13 protein-coding genes are annotated in these 19,223 nt (G+C 67.0%); 2 read left to right on the forward strand and 11 right to left on the reverse strand.

Annotated elements, in window-relative coordinates; all coding sequences use genetic code 11:
* Nucleotides 1-79: 79 nt before the first annotated feature.
* A complete protein-coding gene (gene mfd / locus IFR23_RS09150) occupies nt 80-3,550 on the forward strand; it encodes a transcription-repair coupling factor (protein ID WP_192975591.1) in 3,471 nt (1,156 codons plus the stop codon).
* Nucleotides 3,551-3,718: 168 nt separating this feature from the next.
* On the opposite strand, the gene IFR23_RS09155 is transcribed toward mfd, so the two are convergent.
* The 5 genes from IFR23_RS09155 to IFR23_RS09175 all read right to left on the reverse strand — a co-directional run bounded on the left by IFR23_RS09155 (nt 3,719) and on the right by IFR23_RS09175 (nt 8,779).
* On the reverse strand, nt 3,719-4,339 hold the full coding sequence (locus IFR23_RS09155; protein WP_192975709.1) for a CC0125/CC1285 family lipoprotein: 621 nt from the start codon (nt 4,337-4,339) through the stop codon (nt 3,719-3,721).
* 127 nt (nt 4,340-4,466) lie between these two features.
* Nucleotides 4,467-4,883 (reverse strand): secondary thiamine-phosphate synthase enzyme YjbQ, encoded by a 417-nt coding sequence (locus IFR23_RS09160; protein ID WP_192975592.1) that lies wholly within the window; start codon nt 4,881-4,883, stop codon nt 4,467-4,469.
* A 266-nt stretch (nt 4,884-5,149) separates the two neighbouring features.
* Nucleotides 5,150-7,888 carry a preprotein translocase subunit SecA gene (secA, locus tag IFR23_RS09165; protein WP_192975593.1) on the reverse strand — a complete coding sequence of 913 codons (2,739 nt, stop codon included), beginning with the start codon at nt 7,886-7,888 and terminating at the stop codon, nt 5,150-5,152.
* A gap of 100 nt (nt 7,889-7,988) precedes the next feature.
* Nucleotides 7,989-8,240, reverse strand: coding sequence for a hypothetical protein (locus IFR23_RS09170; RefSeq protein ID WP_192975594.1), 252 nt, complete (start codon nt 8,238-8,240; stop codon nt 7,989-7,991).
* A gap of 47 nt (nt 8,241-8,287) precedes the next feature.
* Nucleotides 8,288-8,779, reverse strand: coding sequence for a TonB family protein (locus tag IFR23_RS09175; RefSeq protein WP_192975595.1), 492 nt, complete (start codon nt 8,777-8,779; stop codon nt 8,288-8,290).
* A 101-nt stretch (nt 8,780-8,880) separates the two neighbouring features.
* Between IFR23_RS09175 and argJ the strand changes: the two genes are divergently transcribed.
* On the forward strand, nt 8,881-10,101 hold the full coding sequence (gene argJ, locus IFR23_RS09180) for a bifunctional glutamate N-acetyltransferase/amino-acid acetyltransferase ArgJ (RefSeq protein ID WP_192975596.1): 1,221 nt from the start codon (nt 8,881-8,883) through the stop codon (nt 10,099-10,101).
* 180 nt (nt 10,102-10,281) lie between these two features.
* On the opposite strand, the gene trxA is transcribed toward argJ, so the two are convergent.
* From trxA to tsaE, 6 genes are all read right to left on the reverse strand, one after another.
* Nucleotides 10,282-10,605: a thioredoxin TrxA gene (gene trxA / locus IFR23_RS09185; RefSeq protein ID WP_055877560.1), complete on the reverse strand. Its 324-nt coding sequence runs from the start codon at nt 10,603-10,605 to the stop codon at nt 10,282-10,284.
* A gap of 64 nt (nt 10,606-10,669) precedes the next feature.
* Nucleotides 10,670-14,101, reverse strand: a complete 3,432-nt coding sequence (gene addA, locus IFR23_RS09190) for a double-strand break repair helicase AddA (RefSeq protein ID WP_192975597.1) — start codon at nt 14,099-14,101, stop codon at nt 10,670-10,672.
* Nucleotides 14,085-17,045 carry a double-strand break repair protein AddB gene (addB, locus tag IFR23_RS09195; RefSeq protein WP_192975598.1) on the reverse strand — a complete coding sequence of 987 codons (2,961 nt, stop codon included), beginning with the start codon at nt 17,043-17,045 and terminating at the stop codon, nt 14,085-14,087. Before addB ends, addA begins: the two co-directional genes overlap by 17 nt.
* A complete protein-coding gene (locus IFR23_RS09200) occupies nt 17,038-17,736 on the reverse strand; it encodes a nucleotidyltransferase family protein (protein WP_192975710.1) in 699 nt (232 codons plus the stop codon). The genes addB and IFR23_RS09200 overlap by 8 nt, the downstream gene beginning before the upstream one ends.
* Nucleotides 17,737-17,789: 53 nt before the next feature.
* Entirely contained in the window at nt 17,790-18,758 is a 969-nt protein-coding gene (locus IFR23_RS09205; protein ID WP_192975711.1) for an aminoglycoside phosphotransferase family protein, read from the reverse strand.
* Nucleotides 18,755-19,198, reverse strand: a complete 444-nt coding sequence (tsaE, locus tag IFR23_RS09210; RefSeq protein ID WP_244655543.1) for a tRNA (adenosine(37)-N6)-threonylcarbamoyltransferase complex ATPase subunit type 1 TsaE — start codon at nt 19,196-19,198, stop codon at nt 18,755-18,757. The genes IFR23_RS09205 and tsaE overlap by 4 nt, the downstream gene beginning before the upstream one ends.
* Between the last annotated feature and the right edge of the window lie 25 nt (nt 19,199-19,223).

A 19,223-nucleotide genomic window follows, 5' to 3' on the forward strand; every position in this document is an offset into this window, starting at 1 on the left:
GGGCAGCCAAGCAGCGCAGCGCCTAGAACAGCCCCTCACCCAACCCTCTCCCCGACAGGGAGAGGGCTTTAGGAAAACAATGCCAGACCTCAAGACGATCCTTTCCGCGAAGACCCCGCTGATCCTCTCCGGCGTGCCGTCCGGCTTCCAGCCGTCGCTGCTCGCCGACCTCGCGCGTGCCACGAAGACGCGTGCGGTTTTCATCGCGCCGGACGATGCAGCGATGCGCGCGATCGCATCGACCGCAGCGTATTTCGCGCCCGATCTCGAAGTGCTGAGCTTCCCGGCCTGGGACTGCCTCCCCTACGACCGCGCCTCGCCGACGCTCCGCATCATGGCCGAGCGTGTCGCCGCGCTCCAACGCCTGCAAGGCAAGCCGAAGGGTCCGCAGCTCCTGCTGACCACTGCCAACGCCGCGACGCAGCGCGTCCTCACCCCGTTCCGCATCCGCCAGCTCGTCGCGCGGCTCGCGCCCGGCGAACGGATCGGCCGCGACAAGCTCGCCATGCTGCTCCAGGCGAATGGCTATGTCCGCACCGACACCGTCCACGACCAGGGCGAATATGCAGTGCGCGGCGGGATCGTCGACCTCTACCCGTCGGGCGAAGACCATGCGCTGCGTCTCGATTTCTTTGGCGACGAGATCGAGAGTGTCCGCACGTTCGACGCGGCCGACCAGCGCACCACCGGCCGGATCGACGGTTTCGTCCTACTTCCGGCTTCCGAGGCTTTGCTCGACGAGGATTCGATCAAGCGCTTCCGCACGCGCTACCGCGACGCGTTCGGCGGCACGGCTACCGGCGATCCGATGTACCAGGCGATCTCCGAAGGCCGGCGCATCGCAGGCATGGAGCATTGGCTACCGCTGTTCGAGGAGAAGATGGCGACGCTGTTGGACCATCTCGGCGCCGACGACGTCGTGGTGCGCGACAACGGCGTCGCCGCGGCGGTGGAGAGCCGGCTCGATTCGATCGCCGACTATTACGAGAACCGCAAGCGCGCCGAGGCCGCTCAGCCCGGCAGCTATCGTCCGATGCCCGCCAAGGCACTGTATCTCGACGCGCAGGAATGGTCCGGCGGAGTCGAGGCGTTCGCCGCGCATATCACCTCGCCGTTCCACGAACCGCCGAGCGACACCGTGCTCGACTTCGACGTCGATGGCCCGCGCGATTTCGGACCCGAGCGCGCGGCGCAAGCGAACATCTACGAAGCCGTCGCGGATCATGTTGAGAAACTGCGCAAGCAGGGGCGGAAACCGATCCTTGCCAGCTACTCGATCGGCGCACGTGAACGCCTGGGGAGCCTGCTCGCCGACCACGGCATGAAGGGCGGCAAGCACGCCGAGACCTGGCAGGAGGCGCTCGGCATCGCCGATACCGCCAAGAGCTTCGGCGTCGCGCTGATCGTCCTGCCGCTCGACCACGGCTTCACCGCGCCGGGGATCGCGGTCCTCACCGAGCAGGACATGCTCGGCGACCGCCTGGTCCACCGCAAGAAGCGCAAGAAATCCGCCGACGCGTTCCTCGCCGAACTTGCGACGCTGACGCCGGGCGATCTGGTCGTCCATACCGAGCACGGCATCGGGCGCTACGAGGGCCTGACCTCGATCCCGGTCGGCCAGAGCCCGCATGATTGCGTCGCGCTGAGCTATGCCGGTGGCGACAAGCTGTACGTGCCGGTCGAGAATATCGACGTCCTCTCGCGCTACGGCTCATCGGAGGAAGGCGCGACGCTAGACCGTCTTGGCGGCGAGGGCTGGCAGCGCCGAAAATCGAAGATGAAGGAGCGGATCCGCGAGATCGCCGGCGAACTCATCGCGACCGCCGCCGAACGCGCGCTGCATCCGGGCGACGTGCTCGAACCCGATGCGAGCGGCTATCCGAGCTTCGTCGATCGCTTCCCGTACGAGGAAACCGAGGACCAGGATCGCGCGATCGAAGACGTGCTGGGCGATCTCGCCGCGGGGAAGCCGATGGACCGGCTGGTGGTCGGCGACGTCGGCTTCGGCAAGACCGAGGTCGCGTTGCGCGCCGCCTTCGTCGCGGCGATGGGCGGCAAGCAGGTCGCGATCGTCTGCCCGACGACATTGCTCGCGCGCCAGCATTACAACAACTTCGTAGCCCGCTTCGAAGGCTTCCCGATGAACATGGGCCGCCTGTCGCGGCTCGTCACCGCGAGCGAGGCGAAGGCGACCAAGGAGGGGCTGGCGAACGGCACGATCGATGTCGTCATCGGCACGCACGCGCTGCTGGCGAAGACCATCGACTTCAAGCGGCTCGGGCTGGTGGTGGTCGACGAGGAGCAGCGGTTCGGCGTGACGCACAAGGAGCGGCTCAAGGCACTGCGGGCGGACGTCCACATGCTGACGCTGACCGCGACGCCGATCCCGCGCACGCTTCAGATGGCGATGTCGGGCATCCGCGAGCTGTCGGTGATCCAGACCCCGCCGGTCGATCGCCTCGCCGTGCGGACCTACATCATGCCGTTCGACCCGGTCGTGCTGCGCGAGGCGTTGCTGCGTGAGCATTACCGCGGCGGGCAGAGCTTCGTCGTCACGCCTCGCGTCGCGGATCTGCCTGAGATCGAGGATTTCCTGCGCGAACAGGTGCCCGAGATCCGCTTCGTCGTCGCGCACGGCCAGATGTCGCCGACCGAGGTCGAGGAGCGCATGTCGGCGTTCTACGACAAGAAGTTCGAGGTGCTCGTCTCGACCACGATCATCGAGAGCGGGATCGATATCGCCTCCGCCAATACGATGATCGTCCACCGCGCCGATCGCTTCGGTCTCGCGCAGCTATATCAGTTGCGTGGGCGCGTCGGGCGCTCGAAGACGCGCGCCTACGCGTATCTGGTGACCCCGCCCGAGCGGCAGATGACGGTGACGGCCGAAAAGCGCCTGAAAGTGTTGTCCGATCTCGATTCGCTGGGGGCTGGCTTCCAACTGGCGAGCCACGATCTGGATATCCGCGGCGCGGGCAACATGCTCGGCGACGAGCAGACCGGGCATATCAAGGAGGTCGGGTTCGAGCTCTACCAGGCGATGCTGGAGGAGGCGATCATGGACGCCAAGGCCGGCGGCATGACCTCGTCGCGGCCGCGCGACTTCTCGCCGCAGATCACGGTCGACGCGCCGATCCTCATCCCCGAGGACTACGTCCCCGATCTCGACCTGCGGATGGGGCTGTATCGCCGCCTCAACGATCTCGACGAGGGCCAGGAGATCGAGGCGTTCGCCGCCGAGATGATCGACCGCTTCGGCCCGCTGCCGGATGCGACCGAGAATCTGATCAAGGTCATCGAGATCAAGCTGAACGCGAAACGCGCCTGCGTGTCGAAGATCGACGTCGGACCTAAGGGTGTGCTGGTCTCGTTCCACGACGACAAGCCGCCGAACATCGACAAGCTGCTGGCGTATGTCGAGCGGCTGAACGGCGTCGCGCGGTTGCGGCCTGACAGCAAGCTGGTGCTGCAGCGGGCTTGGGGCGATCCGAAGGCTCGGCTGCATGGCGCGTTGCAGCTGTCGAAGGGGCTGGCGAAGGCGGCATCTTAAGCCCTCTCCCCTCCGGGGAGAGGGTTGGGTGAGGGGCGCCGCGAGCGCTGCCCTCTGCAACTGCCCCTCACCCCAGCCCTCTCCCCGAAGGGGAGAGGGAGCAGCGTAACAAAAAGGCCGGACTACCCTGGGGTAGGCCGGCCTTTTTACTGTTTCGAAATCGACAGTTTACTTCGGCAGCACGACGCTCGGTCCGATGCTGTCGACAACCTTCCGCGCATCGAACGCGCGGATGTTGTCGCGTGGGATCGGGCCCTTGCGCATCACGATCTCCGCGGTCGCTTCGTACCGATCGATCGTGCGGACATCAAAGTCGTTGCCCCATGGGCCACCACCGAAACCGCCATAGCCGCCGCCGAAACCACCGCCGAAGCCACCATAAGGGCTCCAGTTACGCCAGCCGAAGCCGCGGCCGTAATAGCGCCACGACGGACCCCAATAGCCGCCAAAGCCGCCATACCCGAACCCGCCACCGATCCCCGGCGTCGTATAGGTGCGCGACTGAAGGTTGGTGTCGCGGTCAGCCATCAGGTAATAGTCATAGCCATTCTGCAACGTCAGCTCGGCGGCGCGGAAGAACAGGTAGCGCTCGACGGTATCGCGCGACGTCACACTGTTGCCGGCGAAGCTGACGAGGAAGCGGCCTGGCTCGACCATGCGGTCGCTGTAGCCGGTGCGGCTGAACCCCTGGCCCGTCGCCGGCCGATAAGTGGTCTCGGTCGCGCAACCGGCCAGCAACAGAGCGCCCGTTGCGAGCGCTGCCAATGCGACCTTGCGACCAGGTTTCATGAACATGGTATGTCTCCGTTCGCGGCGAGTGCGGCGAAACGCCTCTTAATAGCCGTCAGTGGTGGAACGGTTGATGAACGGGTTCGCTCCAATACGCCACCTTACTGACTCATTTTTCACGTTTCGACTAAATGCCGATCAAGTGCAGCGCCAACGTGCGGCGATGCGGGCGCCGGCGATGCTCGAACAGGTAGATGCCCTGCCATGTGCCGAGCACGAGTCGGCCGTCGATCAGCGGGATCGAGAGTTGGACTTGAGTGAGCGCTGTGCGGAGATGGGCCGGCATGTCATCCGGGCCTTCGTCGTCGTGGAGATACTCGCGCGACTCGGGGGCGATGCGGGCGAAATAGGCTTCGAGGTCGGTTCGCACCTCGGGCGCAGCGTTTTCCTGAATGAGGAGCGAGGCGGAGGTGTGGCGGCAGAATACCGTCAGCAGGCCTTCGGTAAGGCTTTGGTCACGGGTCCAGCGGGCGATCTGGGCGGTGACGTCGACGAGGCCTTGGCGGGTGGTGTCGATAGTTAGGATGGTGGAAGCTTGGTGCATGGGGTCCTAACGATCGGTCGGACGGGTTGCTCCACCGTTCCCCCGCGAAGGCGGGGGTCCAGGAGTCCCATAGGCCATCGCCAGTAGCCTGGACTCCCGCCTTCGCGGGAGAACAGTTGGAGGCGGCCCGCATCCCATTAACCACCCCGGCGGAGGCCGAGGCCCAATTGGGGAACGTCGCTAACGACGGATGCGCTTCGTTACTTCGACCTCACCAATTGGGCCCCGGCCTTCGCCGGGGTGGAGACAGGTTCAGTCCTAAAAGCTCAAACAGCCCCGTGGCACTGCTTGTACTTACGCCCCGACCCACAAGGGCACGGCGCATTACGGCTGACCACGCCTTCCCAGTTCGCCGGATCCTCGCCGATGTCGGCTTCCTGCGGCTGGGGTATCTGCAACGGCGGCATCGTCGACGTGATGTGGCCGCGCGTGCCGCCATCAAAGTCGTTCGAATCATCCTCTCCCGTGAACGGGTCGAAATGCGTCGTGATGAAGTCCGGCAGCTCGGGCAGCCCGACCGGTGCCTGCATCTGGAATTGGGCATGCGCGATCGTCTTGGTCACGTCCTCGCGGATCGTCTCGAGCATCCGCTGGAACAGCGAGAACGCCTCCTGCTTATACTCGTTGATCGGCGTCTTCTGCGCATACGCACGCAGATGGACGACCTGGCGCAGCGCATCGAGCGTCGCCAGATGCTCCTTCCAGTGATGGTCGAGATTCTGCAACAGGATCGACTTCTCGACCGACGTCCACGTCTCCGCATCGAGATCCGCCGACTTCTGCGCGATCGCCTCGTCCGCCATCGCGCGGACGCGCTCCTCGATCACCTCGGGGTCGACCGACTCCTCTAGCAGCCATGCGTCGATCTGTGGCTCGAGGTTCATCACCTCGGCAAGCCGCGTCTTCATGCCGGCAACATCCCACTGCTCGGGATACGAGTTGGGCGGGCACGCATCGCCGACGATCACGTTGACCGTCTCCGCGCGCATGTCCGTCACCACGTCGCCGACCGTATCGGCATCCATGATGTCTGCGCGCTGCTCGTAGATCACCTTGCGCTGCTCGTTCATCACGTCGTCATATTCGACGACTTGCTTGCGGATGTCGTAGTTGCGCGCCTCGACCTTCTTCTGCGCGGTCTCGATCGCCTTGCTCAGCCACTTGCTGCCGATCGCCTCGCCGTCCTCGATATTGTTGCGCATCATCTTGGCGAACAGCGTGTCTGGCCCGAAGATGCGCAGCAGATCGTCGTCGAGGCTGAGATAGAAGCGCGACAGCCCCGGATCGCCCTGACGCCCCGAGCGCCCGCGCAACTGGTTGTCGATACGCCGGCTCTCGTGCCGCTCGGTGCCGAGCACGAACAGGCCGCCCGCGGCGAGCACCGCCTGCTTCTCCGCCTCGATCTCGATCGTGATCCGCGCTGCTGCTTCGTCATACTCGGGCGTGCCCTCGACCAGTTCGGGATGCTCGTCGAGCATGCGGAATTCGAGGTTGCCGCCGAGTTTGATGTCGGTGCCGCGGCCCGCCATGTTGGTCGCGATCGTCACCGCGGACTTGCGCCCGGCCTGCGCGACGATGTGCGCCTCCATCTCGTGGAAGCGCGCGTTGAGCACCTTGTGATCGACGTTCTCGCCGACCAGGAACTCGCTCAGCATCTCGGACTTCTCGATCGACACGGTGCCGACCAGCACCGGCTGGCCCAGGTCCGCGTGATGCTTGATCTTCTTGGCGATCGCCGCGAACTTGTCCTTGGTGTTTTTGTAGAACTCGTCTTCCTCGTCGACGCGCTTCACCTCGACGTTGGTCGGGATGCTGACGACGTTGATCTTGTAGATGTCGTAGAACTCGGCCGCCTCGGTCGCCGCGGTGCCGGTCATGCCGCCGATCTTGGGGTACATGCGGAAATAGTTCTGGAACGTGATCGAGGCCATCGTCTGGTTCTCGGGCTCGATCTGGACGCCCTCCTTCGCCTCGACCGCCTGGTGCAGGCCGTCCGACCAACGCCGGCCGTCCATCATGCGACCGGTGAACTCGTCGATGATGATGACCTTGCCGTCCTTGACGATGTAGTCGATGTCCGACTTGAACATCACGATCGCGCGCAACGCCTGGTTGAGGTGATGCACGACCTGCGTGTTCTCGAAGTCGTACAGGTTCTGCCCCTCGAGCAGCCCGGCGGCCTCGAGCATCCGCTCGACCTTCTCGGTGCCGTCCTCGGTGAGGATGATCGTCTTCTGCTTCTCGTCCTTGTCGTAGTCGATCGGCTCAAGCTGCTTCACGACCGCGTCGACCTGCATGTACAGTTCGGACTTGTCGTCGGTCGGACCCGAGATGATCAGCGGCGTACGGGCTTCGTCGATCAGGACCGAATCGACCTCGTCGACCACCGCGAAGTTGAACGCGCGCTGCGTCATCGCGCTGCGCTCGTACTTCATGTTGTCGCGGAGATAGTCGAAGCCGAACTCGTTGTTCGTGCCGTAGGTGATGTCGGCGGCATAGGCGGCGCGGCGTTCCTCGTCCGACAGGTTGGGGATGATGACGCCGATCGTCATGCCGAGGAAGGTGTAGACCTGCCCCATCCACTCGGCATCGCGCGCCGCGAGGTAGTCGTTGACGGTGACGACGTGGACGCCATCGCCGGGCAGCGCGTTGAGGTAGGTCGCGAGCGTCGCGACCAGCGTCTTGCCCTCGCCGGTCCGCATCTCGGCGATCTCGCCGCGGTGGAGGACGATGCCGCCGACCATCTGGACGTCGTAATGGCGCTGGCCGAGGACGCGGTGCGCGGCTTCACGGACGGTCGCGAACGCCTCGGGAAGGAGGTCGTCGAGCTTTTCGCCCTCTGCGAGCCGCGCGCGGAACTTGACGGTCTGCGCGGAGAGCTCCTCGTCCGACATCGCCTGGAGCGACGGCTCGAACGAGGCGATCTTGGCGAGGATCGGGTTGAGCGACTTGACGTAGCGGTCGTTGGACGAACCGAACAAGGATTTGGCGAGGCCACCGAACATGGGCTGATTTTCCTGAATTTGAGACGCGGCGGCACGCAGGGGGCGCACGCGGAAACGGATCACTCGGATCCAAAGGTTACGATAAGGTCACACCAAGACGCTATTCGCGGCGGCGCTCTGCCCATAGCGGTAACGAGACGACGGCGATGGTGCGCAACGTGGTGGCGACGGCGACCTGCGGCAGCGCGGGAAGGCCAGGAACGGGCCTTATCAGCACTTTGGCCGGCGTTGCTGCTATCGACTGCGAGCAGACGTTGCCTTGCACCACTGCTTGGGCAGACTGCCCACGCATACCCGGTACCGCGCCCGTCAGCGCGGAGAGCAGGGCAGAGAGGAGCAGCAGCAGGTTCATGCGGGACCGGCTGTATTCGAGCCTGCGCGGAAAATCTACCGTTCGTCTCAGGGCAGCGCCCATCGAACGCGCGGCAATTCGATGCGCGAGGGGATTGCACGCCCCTTCGCGTCGCGCGCGGGGGTGAACTGGCCATGGCGAACCGCGCCGCGGCACGTTCCTTCATCGAGTGCGCTAGTCCCACTCCCCACGAGGACCTCGCACGCCTCGACCGATCCGTCGGCCGCGACGAGCAGAGCTGCTTTGACGGCACCTTCCTTGCTGGCCTGTCGCGCGGACTCGGGATAATCGTCGGCATCGAACCAGTCGGCATAGCGTCCGATCGGCTTGGCTGGCGTGGTAGCCAAAGGGAGGTTCCGCGGGATCGTCGTCGGGAACGGTGCGCGCCACCAGCGATAGCCGTTGCTCGCGATCAACAGAAGGCATGCGGCCAAGGCGAAGCCGAGCGCGACCATCGATCCGACGACGACAAGCATCACGCGGGTGGTCCTGCCGTCGAACCGGCCGACAGGCCCTGCGCTCATGCCCTCGTCGATCATGCTGCATCCTTCTCCCCACGGCCTTGGACACCGACGAATGTCAGCGGGTCAAGCGCAACCGGCGATCTTGCCCGCCGGATCGCAGAGACTATGAAGGCGTCATGCAGACCTCGCCACTTGCCATGCCCTTCCCCGCCGCCCCTTCGATCGACGGCGTCACGTTGCATGTCGCACGTGCGCAGTACAAAGCGTGGGATCGGTGCGACCTGACGTTCGTGACGCTGGAGCCGGGGACGGTCGTTGCGGGGGTGCTGACAACGAGCAAATGCCCTTCGCCCGAAGTCGAGTGGTGCCGTGCGGCGCTGACACTCGGTCAGGCGCGGGCGCTTGTCGTGAATGCGGGCAATTCCAACGCCTTCACCGGGTCGCGTGGGCGGGCGGCGGTCGAGGCGATCGCGGCGCGGACGGCGGCGCATCTCGGGTGCCAGCCTTCGGACGTGTTCGTGTCCTCGACCGGCGTGATCGGCGTGCCGTTGCCGATCGACAAGGCCGAGGCCGGGCTCGACGCCGCCTTTGCCGCCGCGCCGTGCGGGTGGGAAGATGCCGCCGCAACGATCATGACTACCGACACCTTCACCAAGGGCGCGGTGACGACCGCGGTGATCGGCGATCGCACTGTCTCGCTGGTGGGGATCATCAAGGGCTCGGGGATGATCGCGCCGGACATGGCGACGATGCTCGGCTTCATCTTCACCGACGCCGCGGTCGAGCCGGAATTCCTGCAGGCCGCGCTGTCGAAGGCGAACGCGCCGAGCTTCTCGTGCATCACCGTGGATAGCGACACCTCGACCAGCGACACGGTGCTGGCGTTCGCGACGGGCAAGGCCGGTAATGTCGCGCTGGCGGAGGATGACAGCGTGGGGGCGGACGCCTTCCGCGCTGCGCTGGCGGATTTGTGCCATCAGCTCGCCATGCTCGTGGTTCGCGACGGCGAAGGGGCTCAGAAGCTGATCGAGATCCAGGTGACCGGCGCGGACAGCGATCGCAGCGCGCACCGCATCGCAATGAGTATTGCCAACTCGCCCCTGGTAAAGACAGCGATCGCCGGGGAGGACGCCAACTGGGGCCGCGTCGTGATGGCGGTCGGCAAGGCCGGTGAGCCTGCCGATCGCGACACGTTGTCGATCCGGTTCGGGAATACGCAGGTTGCGGAAGGTGGTTTGGCGCTGAGCGGCTACGACGAGGCGCCGGTCGCTGCGCATCTCAAGGGCCACGAGATCGAAATCGGCATCGATCTGGCGCTAGGCGAAGGCCGGGCGACGGTTTGGACCTGCGACCTCACGCATGGCTACATCTCGATCAACGCCGACTATCGGAGCTAAGCTCTCCCGAAGCAGAGCTCTGTCGAAGCCAATCTTCAAACCCGTCACCCCGCCTACGTCCGTCACCCCAGCGAAAGCTGGGGTATCCCCGTTGGCGAGCGGTGTGGCTCGAACCGGGAGATCCCAGCTTTCGCTGGGATGACGGAGGGGGCTGTAGGGGCGGGTAGGCGAAGGCCTATTTTACGCCAGTTCGCCTTCGAGCCACGCCTTCAACCGACCCTTGGGCTCGGCGCCGACCTTGGTTGCCGCCGGTGCGCCGCCCTTGAACAGGATCATCGTCGGGATGCCGCGGACGCCGTACTTGCCCGGCGCGTCGGGGTTCTCGTCGATGTTGAGCTTGGCGATCGTCACCTTCTCGCCGAGTTCTTCCGAAATCTCCTCGAGCGACGGCCCGATCATCTTGCACGGGCCGCACCATTCCGCCCAGAAATCGACGAGCACGGGGCCGTCGGCGTTGAGTACGTCCGCATCGAAGCTGGCATCGGTGATCTGCTTGGTCGCCATTGTGAATTCTCCTTGGTTGAGTCGTATCTAAGGTCGCCCGCGTGCGCGCTCAACCACTGGGGCGCTAGCTTTGCTCCGTGGGCCGATAGTGCGGCTTGTTCGCGGCCAGCGTCTCGTCGTTCAGCACGATCAACCGCGGGCCGGCCGTGTACAGCAAGGCTGCCTCGACCGACCGGCCGGGGAAGATCACGCCCAAGGCTTCGGCATAGGCGGCCATCTGTTTCAGATGGTACTCCGGCACGTCGTCGAGGCCGCGCGGTGCGCGCCGCCCGGTCTTGAAGTCGACGACGCGGATGCGGTCTGGCTCGATCAGCAGGCGATCGACCGTTCCCGACACGACCATGCCGTTCGCGAGGGTGGCGGCGATCGGCGCTTCGGCCAGCGTATCCGCGCTGAAAAGCTCGGCGAAGCGCGGATCGTCGAGCACTGCGACCACGCTCTGCACGATTTCGGACCGTGCTGCGGCATCGTCGACGCCCCCCGCCTTCGCCAGCCAGCTATCGGCCTTCACCGCGCGGTCGGCAGCAGCAACCGCCGGCAGACGCTCGAACAGCGCATGGATCAACCGGCCCCGCTCCGCCGCGACGCGCATCGCCGGCGTCGGTGGTGGATCGGACACCGCGTCGTCACCCAGCGCAGACGGTGACAGCGGACGAGGCGGACGCGCTTCTTGCGGTGCGGGTTCATGCGCCCATCCCGGTAGCTGCGCGTTCGCCGCACTCTCGACCGAAGCCGAAACCTTGGCGATCACCGCAGGCTGAGGCTCGACCCCGGCAAACGTCCGCGCGCCCTCGCCCACCGGGACATCAAGCGCCGTCAGTGCGCGATCGGCAGCAGCATACCAGCTATTCTCTGGCGGCACGCCCTGCGAGCGTGTCCCAAGCTTACCGGCGATCACCAGCCGCTCTTCGGCGCGCGTGGCGGCGACGTAGAACAGCCGCCAATGCTCCTCCAGTTCGCGCTGCTCGGCGGCCGACACGACCGCATCCAGCGGCCCGCCCCGCTCGCTCGACCGCGGCCGGAATACCGGAATCGGCGCGGCACCAAGCTCGGGCGCCCATTTCAGGATCGAGCGCGGCGTCGCCGACGGGTCCGCGGTCGCATCCGCCAGGATTACCAGCGGCGCCTGCAACCCCTTCGCGCCGTGTGCGGTCATCACCCGGACCGCATCGAGCGGCGCCGACGGATCGCGGACGATCTCGACATCGCCGCGGTCGAACCAGTCGAGGAAGCGCTGTAGCGACGGCGTCGTCGTGCTCTCGAAGGTCAGCGCGGCGTTGAGCAGCTCCTCGATCGGATCGCGTGCCTCGGTTCCCAGCCGGCGGATCAGTTTGCAGCGTCCGTCGAGCGGGCCCGACAGCAACTCCTCCAAGAATTGGTACGGCGTGGCGATGTCCGCGCGCGCCAACATCGCCAGCAATGGGGCGAGCCGCGTCGCGGGCTGCGTGCGTTGCAGATGCCGCCACAACGGGCCGGCCTCGCGCGGGGCGGCGGCCATCAATTCGTCCTGGGTCCAGCCGATCAGCGGCGACACCAGCAGTGCGGCGACGCTCAAATCGTCCTCGGGCTGCAACACGAAGCGAATCGTCGCGAGCAGGTCCTGCACCGCGAGCGGCGCGTTCAGCCGAAGACGATCTACGCCCGCCACCGGCACGCCCTCGGCATAGAGCCGCGCGACGATCAGCGAGGCGAGGTCGCCGCGTCGCTTCACCAAGATCATGACGTCCTCGGGCCGCAACCGCCGCCCCTTGCTCTCCAGCATCAGGCCGGTTTCCGGCGCGAGCCACCCCTTCACCGCACGCGCGATATCGCTGGCGAGTTTGCGCACCGCGTCGTCGACCCAGCCTTCTTCGTCGTCCTCGCTACCGCCAGCCGAGACCGGCGGCCATAAGGTCACAGTGCCAGGCCCAGCCACCTCGCTGGCGTGCCGTTCGACCTCTCCCGCGATCCCGAGCCCCGGCTCGCCGATCGCGTCGATCGCTGCATCGACGAACTCCAGCACGGTGCGCGTCGACCGGAACGAGTGGCGGAGCGACAGTCGCGCCAAGGGAAGCCCACGTTCCTCCTCGGGCCAGTCGTCGTCGCCCTCGGCCTCGCTTGCACGGCCGCCGAAATACTGCTCGGCTGCCCGGAAATTGAGCGGATCGGTGCCCTGGAACCCGAAGACTGCCTGCTTGTAATCGCCGACCGTGAACAGCGTCCGCGTCGACGGCGCATAAATGCCGCGGCCGACGAAGAACTCGTCCGCCAGCGCGCGGACGATCCGCCACTGGTGCCCGTTGGTGTCCTGCGCCTCGTCGATCAGCAGGTGCTCGGTCGCCTGGTCGAGCTTGTAGCGCACCCATTCGCCGATCCCCGGCTGGTCGAGCAGCGCCACCGTCGTCGCGATCAGGTCGTCGAAATCGACAGCGCCCGCGCGCCGCTTGGCCAGCGCATAGCCGCGAGCATAATCACGCCCGACCTCCAGCCCGTCGGCGAGCAGGTCGCAATAGGTCGCGCGCTGCACCATCGACAGCACGTCGGTGCACGCCTCGCCCAGATCGCGTGCAAGGACTTCGTAGTCGGGCTCGGCATCGATCAGCTTCTTCGAGGCTTTGCGCTGGGTGCCCGTGCCGGTGAGCACGACGCTGGCGAGTTCGTCTAACGTCGCCGCGCGATGCTCGGAGTCGAGCCAACGCTGCACGGTTGCCGCCGCGGCCTGACCGGTGGCAGTCCCCCAGGCGCGATTGGCTGCGGCGATGCGCGTGATCGCGTCGAGGTCGAGCGCGTCACACCATTCGGCGATTGCTTCGTCGATATCTCCGGACGGAAGCCCGAGTTCGCGGCGGAGCCACGGCTGGATCCCGACCGGCAACGCCTCCAATGCTGGCAACGCACGCGCGCAGGCGAGGAGGAACGCCTCCGCCCCGCCCTCTCCCATCCGCAGCGACAGGCGGCCGACGATCTCGACCGGACGCTCGCGGCCCTCGCGCTCGGCGTCCGACAGCATCGTCGCCAGTGCTTCGCGCGCGAGGCCTGCCTCTTCGCGCGCTTCCAGCGGCCGGAAGCCCGGCGTCAGGCCGGCCTCGACCGGGAACGCTGCCAACAATCCCTGGCAGAAGCCGTGGATCGTCTGAATACGGAGCCCGCCGCCGGGCGCATCGAGCACCTTGGCAAACAGCGTGCGGGCGCGATCCTGCAACGCCTGTACCGGGCTCTCGCCAAGCGCGATCAGGTCCGCCGCGAGCGCCGGCGCGGGCATCCGCACCCATGCGGCGAGCCGCCCGTTGATGCGCTGCGCCATCTCCGCCGCGCCTGCCTTGGTGAAGGTCAGGCACAGGATCGCGCCGGGATCTACGCCGCGCAACAGCAGTCGGAACACGCGCGCCGCCAGCACCTGCGTCTTGCCGGTGCCGGCCGACGCCGACAGCCAGACGTGCGACGCCGGGTTGCTCGCATCGGCCTGCGCGCCCCTCAGCCGGGGCAGCGTGGCGAGCGCGTCACCGCTCACGGCCATACCATTCGTAGCGTCGCATCAACTGGTCATACTCGGCATAGGGGGCGTATTCGGGGACGAGTTTGGCGGTGAACGCGGCGCTGCCGGTCAGCCATTCGCCGACGACTTCGGTGAAGTTGTGCGCGGCGATTGACGTGAATTCGGCGGTCGGGATCTTGTCGCGCTTGCCCTCGGGATCGACCGGGCTCTCGATATAGCCGAACGCGTCGCGCTTCTTGCCGAGCGACCAATATTCGAACGCGCCCGCAGTACCGCGCACATCCTCGAACCCGCCGCGCTCGGCGATCAGGCCGAGCAGGCCGAGCTGGAGGCTGTAGCCGGCGCGGACGGCGGTCGGCGAAGGCGGCTTGCCGGTCTTGTAGTCGATCACGGCGAGGCGCCCGTCGGGCAGCTTGTCGATGCGGTCGTAGCGACCCGACAGGGTCACGCCGGCAATCTCGATCTTGCCCTTGCCCTCGGCACTGGCGACCGTGCGGCCGTCTTCGCCTTGCGCGACGATGGCACCGGCAATCCAGTCGATCGCTTCGAGCAACCGCGGCTGCCACAACGCGCGCATCATCGGGTGCGTCCGCTCGTCGTCGAGCATCGCCTTCGCGCGCGTCCGCAGCGTGTCGACGGTGCACCCGTCCTGCTTCCACCATTGCTCGAGAATGTCGTGCACCGCGGTGCCGCGCCACGCAGCACTGGGATCGGCATCGACCGGATCGAGCGGCATCAGCCCGAGCACGCGGCAGGCGTAGAAGGCGTACGGGTCGGCCTTCAGGCGATCCACCTCGGTGACGGAGATCGCCTTGGGGCGGAGCAGCGCTGGCGGCGAAGGCGCGGGACGGTCGGCCGGCAGATGCTCGCCCGGATCGTCGAGCGCGCGCGTCCAGCCTTCCAGCGCCGACGCGCGTTCGAACCGATCTCCTGCGAGTGCCTGCAACCGCAACCACAACCGCGAGGCCAGAGCCGGCGACTTCGCATCCCGCCGCGCCCGCGTGACGACTGCCCGCGGTGCGCCCAGCGCCTGCGCGAAATCATGCGCCGCGGTACCGACACGCCGCTCCAGCCCCGGCAGCCCGAGTTCCATCCTGATGCGCGGCGCCAGCCAAGGATCGGGCGCGGGCCGCCCCGGCCACACGCCTTCGTTCAGCCCGCCCAGCACCATGACGTCGGCGGTCTGCAACCGCGCTTCGATCAGGCCGTAGATCGCCAGCCGTGGGTGGCCACCCGGTGCCGGTCGCACCGCGACTTCGTCGAGCAACGTTCGCAACAATTGTGGCAATTCGCGCGGATCGATCCGGGGCGGTCCGGCAGGGGCTTCCGCTTCCAGATCGGCGAGGAACTCCGCGGCCGCACGCCCTGCGAGGCCGGACCAGAGATTGTCCCCGCACAACGTCTGCGCCGTCTCGCGCAGGCAGGCGAGCACCGACGCCAGAGGCTGCGGCCCCTGATCGAACGCGTTCGCCAGCGGCGTCAGCAAAGGCTGGACGTCGGTCCACCATGTTGCCGCCGTGCCTTTGCGCTCCTCCAGATGTCCGGCGATCCCGTCGAGCCCCGCCGCCGGCCTTGGCCCGCGCAACCGTCGATCGAGCGCGCGCGCGCCGTCGAGCCATAGCAAGCGATCCTCGCCCGCGCGGACCAGCGGATGCTTCAGCAACGCCAGCAATGCGAGCGGCGAGAAGCGCTGCGCGGCCGCTTCGGCCAGCGCGAGCAGGAGCGTGCCGGGCGGCAGGATCGACAAGGGCCGCCCCGCGCTGTCGTCGATGCCGATGCTCCAACGCCCTAGATGCGCGGCTACCCGCCGCGCCAGCGCGCGATCCGGTGTGACGAGCGCGGCGGTCCGCTCGGGCACCTCCAGCGCCTCGCGCAGGACAAGCGCGATCGCTTGGGCCTCCTCCGCCGGGGTGGCGAGTTCGGCGGCGGTGACGCCTTTCAAGCGGCGATCCTCTGCCGCGATCTGGGTCCATTTGCCGGTGAAGTCCGCGGGTGCCAGCGCGTTGGCGATCGCCCGACCGCGCGCGGGGTCGGCGTCGTGCCCGCCGCCCTCGCGCCAAGTCTGCACCTCGCCTCGGGCGACGCCCATGCGCAGGAGCATCAGCTTGGCATCGAACTGCGGATGCGTCTCGATCGAACGACGCGTGAGGCCGGTGACCGGATGCGGATCATGCGGGCCGAGCGCGTCCCATTCTTCGTCTGGCAATGCCAAGTCTAGCCCGGCGAACACTACCATGCCCTGCGGCATGTCGGCGATGCAGCGAAGCAAGCGCGCGACCGCTGGCGCGGAATCGGTCACGCCCGCCGCGCAGACGATCCCGGCGAGTGGTGCATTCCGCCAGCGCTTTGCAAGCCTGTCGAGCAACGCCGAGCGCCGTGTTGCCGCATCGATCCGCTCAAGCCGCGCGAGTTCGCCGGGCCAGCGTTGCAGGACGATCTCGAACGTCGCCAGCGCGCGCCGCCAATGCTCGGTCAGTTCGGGGCCGAGCTCGATATCGCGCAGCTTGGTCGGCGGCACTTCCTCGACCAGAAGCTGATCGAGCGTCCGCGCAAGCTCGCCTGCGAGCCGAACCGCTTCCGCCGCGTCGACCGGATGGCCTTCGCGCGCGCGCTCTTCGGACACTAGCCGCGCGAGGATCATGCGGCGCTGGTACGGCGGTACCGCGGGCAGCGGCGGATCGATGTCGTCCGCCGGGTCGAGCGCGGCGCCGACCGCTTCGCCCATCTCCGGATCGCCCAAGGCCACAAGCCGCGGGAGGACGAGCCCGCCGCCACTCGCGCGTACGAATGCTTCCGTCACCGCCTTCACCGCGCGGTTGTTCGGCAGCACGACGAGCGCTCGGGCGAGTGCGAGCGGATCGCGCCCGGCCCGTCGCGTCAGCCCGGCGACCAGCGCGTCTGCAAACGCCCGGTGCGCGGGGATCGTGTAGAGCGTCGGGTGATCCGTCGCGACGAGATCAGCCATCCGCGAGGATCGCCTCGGTCTTCGGGATCGCGGCGGGCGTGCCGACGTCAAACCACAGGCCCTGGTGGACCTGACCGTAGGCGCGGCCGGCTTCGATCGCGCGGTTCCAGAAGAGGTTCGTCGAGAACGGCCCCTCCGGCCAGTTCGCGATCAACCGCGGGTGGAGGATCTGGATGCCGGTATAGGCGAACGGCGCGACCCGGCCGGGCTTGCGGCGGCCGACGATCCGCCCGTCGCTGCCGAGATAAAAATCGCCCGTGCCAGAGTGATTGTTGGCACGCGCGAGCGGCACCATCAGCAGCAGCGCGTCCATCTTGGCGTCGTCCCAGCGCGACGCGAGCAGCCTGATCGCGTCGACCGGGCCGTCGATCCAGAGGTTGTCGCTATTGACGACCAGCACCGGCGCATCGCCGAGCAGATGCCGCGCCTGGACGAGCCCGCCGCCCGTCTCCATCAGCATTTTCCGCTCGTCGGAGATGACCACGTCGATCCCCGCGAACCGGTCAGTGACGTGGGCCTCCAGCGTGTCCGCGAGGTAATGCACGTTGACGACGGCGCGCTTGATCCCGGCCGCCTGCAAGCGTTCGAAGACGTGGTCGATCAGTGGTTTCCCTGCGACCTGCACCAGTGGCTTGGGTCGCGTCGCGGTCAGCGGCCGCATCCGCTTGCCCAAGCCCGCCGCCATCACCATCGCCGTCTCGGGCACGATCCCGCGCGGGACAGGGCGGATAGTCTGCTGGCGGCTCACGCGCTCAAGGCCAGCGGATCGCCGCGTAACTCGGCCGGCACGTTCGCCGCGAACCACGCCGCGACCGGCGCCATGACCGGCTGCGCCAGATCGCGCTCCAGATACGTCCACACACGCGGACACATCGTCGCATAATGCGGCTTGCCATCGCGCTTCCACAGCCGCGTGAAGATGCCGAGGATTTTCGCATTCCGCTGCGCGCCGAGCACGTGATACGCGTTCATGAACTCGTCTCCCGCATCCGCCGCCGCACGATATCGCGCCAGCATCGCCGCCTCGACCGCCGGATCGACCGTCCGCCGCGCATCCTGCAACAGCGACACCAGATCATAGGCCGGATGCCCCGCGAGCGCGTCCTGAAAATCGAGCAGGCCGAGCGACCGCGCCGGTCCGACGAGCATCAGGTTCTCGGCGTGATAATCGCGCAGTACCGTGACCGGCGTCTCGGCGATCGCGTGATCGAACACCGACTCCCAAGCCGCGTCCCATCCTGCGAGATCAGGCTCGATCCCAACTGCGGGGCAATACCATTCGACGAATAGCCCCGCCTCGCGCTTGAGCACCGGACGATCATAGGGGGGGACCGGCCCAGCCGGCTCGGCACGCAACCGCACCAACAGGTCGATCGCCGGCGCATACAGCGATAGTTCTTCGTCCGGTGAAGCGTCGACCGCCTCGCGCAGCCGATCGTCACCGAAATCCTCGATCAGCACGAGCCCTTGGTCGAGATCGCACGCCAGGATCGCCGGTGCCGCGAAGTCGCGTTCGACGAGCCATTCGGCGACCGCAATGAACGGGCGGGGATCTTCGTGCGGCGGCGGCGCGTCCATGAGGATCGCTTGCCGCCCTGCTTCGATCGCGCGGAAATAGCGCCGGAACGACGCGTCGCCGGCGACCGGGAGGATCTGTGCTCCACCCCAGCCATGAGCGTCGAGAAAAGCGGCGGCGCCGGGCGGCGGGGTCATGTCGGCCATCGCGACCTCCAAGCTTCCGGCACGCCGATAGTCAAGCCGCGCGTGCCGTCCGGCTCGATCGTCAGACTGAGCCGAAGCGCATCCGGCCAGTAATCCGGGCCTGCGCGCTCGGGCCATTCTATGAGCAGCAGCGAATCGTAGCGCGCATCGTCGAGCGCCAGTTCTTCAATTTCTGTCGGGTCGTCGATGCGGTAGAGATCGACGTGGAGGACGGGGAAGCGCACCTCGGGCGGCTCGTAGGGCTGGACGATGGCGAAGCTGGGCGATGGCGCTTCGCCGGCAAGTCCGAGTGCGGAGAGCAGTCCGCGGGCGACACTGGTCTTGCCCGCGCCGAGCGTGCCTTCGAGGGTGATGACGTCGCCGGGGCGGACGCGCTCGGCGAGCAGCGCCCCAAACGCCTCCGTTGCTTGCGGATCGGAAAGGTGGATCATGTGCATTAGCCCTCTCCCCCTCGGG

Source organism: Sphingomonas sp. CFBP 13603 (genome assembly GCF_014892665.1).
In the GTDB taxonomy this organism is placed as follows: domain Bacteria; phylum Pseudomonadota; class Alphaproteobacteria; order Sphingomonadales; family Sphingomonadaceae; genus Sphingomonas.

Coding starts and splice junctions, on each gene's coding strand:
- IFR23_RS09170 (WP_192975594.1), bottom strand. CDS start 8,240: ATGAACCTGCTGCTGCTCCTCTCTGCCCTGCTCTCCGCGCTGACGGGC.
- addA (WP_192975597.1), bottom strand. CDS start 14,101: ATGGCCGTGAGCGGTGACGCGCTCGCCACGCTGCCCCGGCTGAGGGGC.
- IFR23_RS09160 (WP_192975592.1), bottom strand. CDS start 4,883: ATGCACCAAGCTTCCACCATCCTAACTATCGACACCACCCGCCAAGGC.
- mfd (WP_192975591.1), top strand. CDS start 80: ATGCCAGACCTCAAGACGATCCTTTCCGCGAAGACCCCGCTGATCCTC.
- IFR23_RS09205 (WP_192975711.1), bottom strand. CDS start 18,758: ATGACCCCGCCGCCCGGCGCCGCCGCTTTTCTCGACGCTCATGGCTGG.
- IFR23_RS09200 (WP_192975710.1), bottom strand. CDS start 17,736: ATGGTGATGGCGGCGGGCTTGGGCAAGCGGATGCGGCCGCTGACCGCG.
- IFR23_RS09175 (WP_192975595.1), bottom strand. CDS start 8,779: ATGATCGACGAGGGCATGAGCGCAGGGCCTGTCGGCCGGTTCGACGGC.
- secA (WP_192975593.1), bottom strand. CDS start 7,888: ATGTTCGGTGGCCTCGCCAAATCCTTGTTCGGTTCGTCCAACGACCGC.
- trxA (WP_055877560.1), bottom strand. CDS start 10,605: ATGGCGACCAAGCAGATCACCGATGCCAGCTTCGATGCGGACGTACTC.
- IFR23_RS09155 (WP_192975709.1), bottom strand. CDS start 4,339: ATGAAACCTGGTCGCAAGGTCGCATTGGCAGCGCTCGCAACGGGCGCT.
- addB (WP_192975598.1), bottom strand. CDS start 17,045: ATGGCTGATCTCGTCGCGACGGATCACCCGACGCTCTACACGATCCCC.
- argJ (WP_192975596.1), top strand. CDS start 8,881: ATGCAGACCTCGCCACTTGCCATGCCCTTCCCCGCCGCCCCTTCGATC.
- tsaE (WP_244655543.1), bottom strand. CDS start 19,198: ATGATCCACCTTTCCGATCCGCAAGCAACGGAGGCGTTTGGGGCGCTG.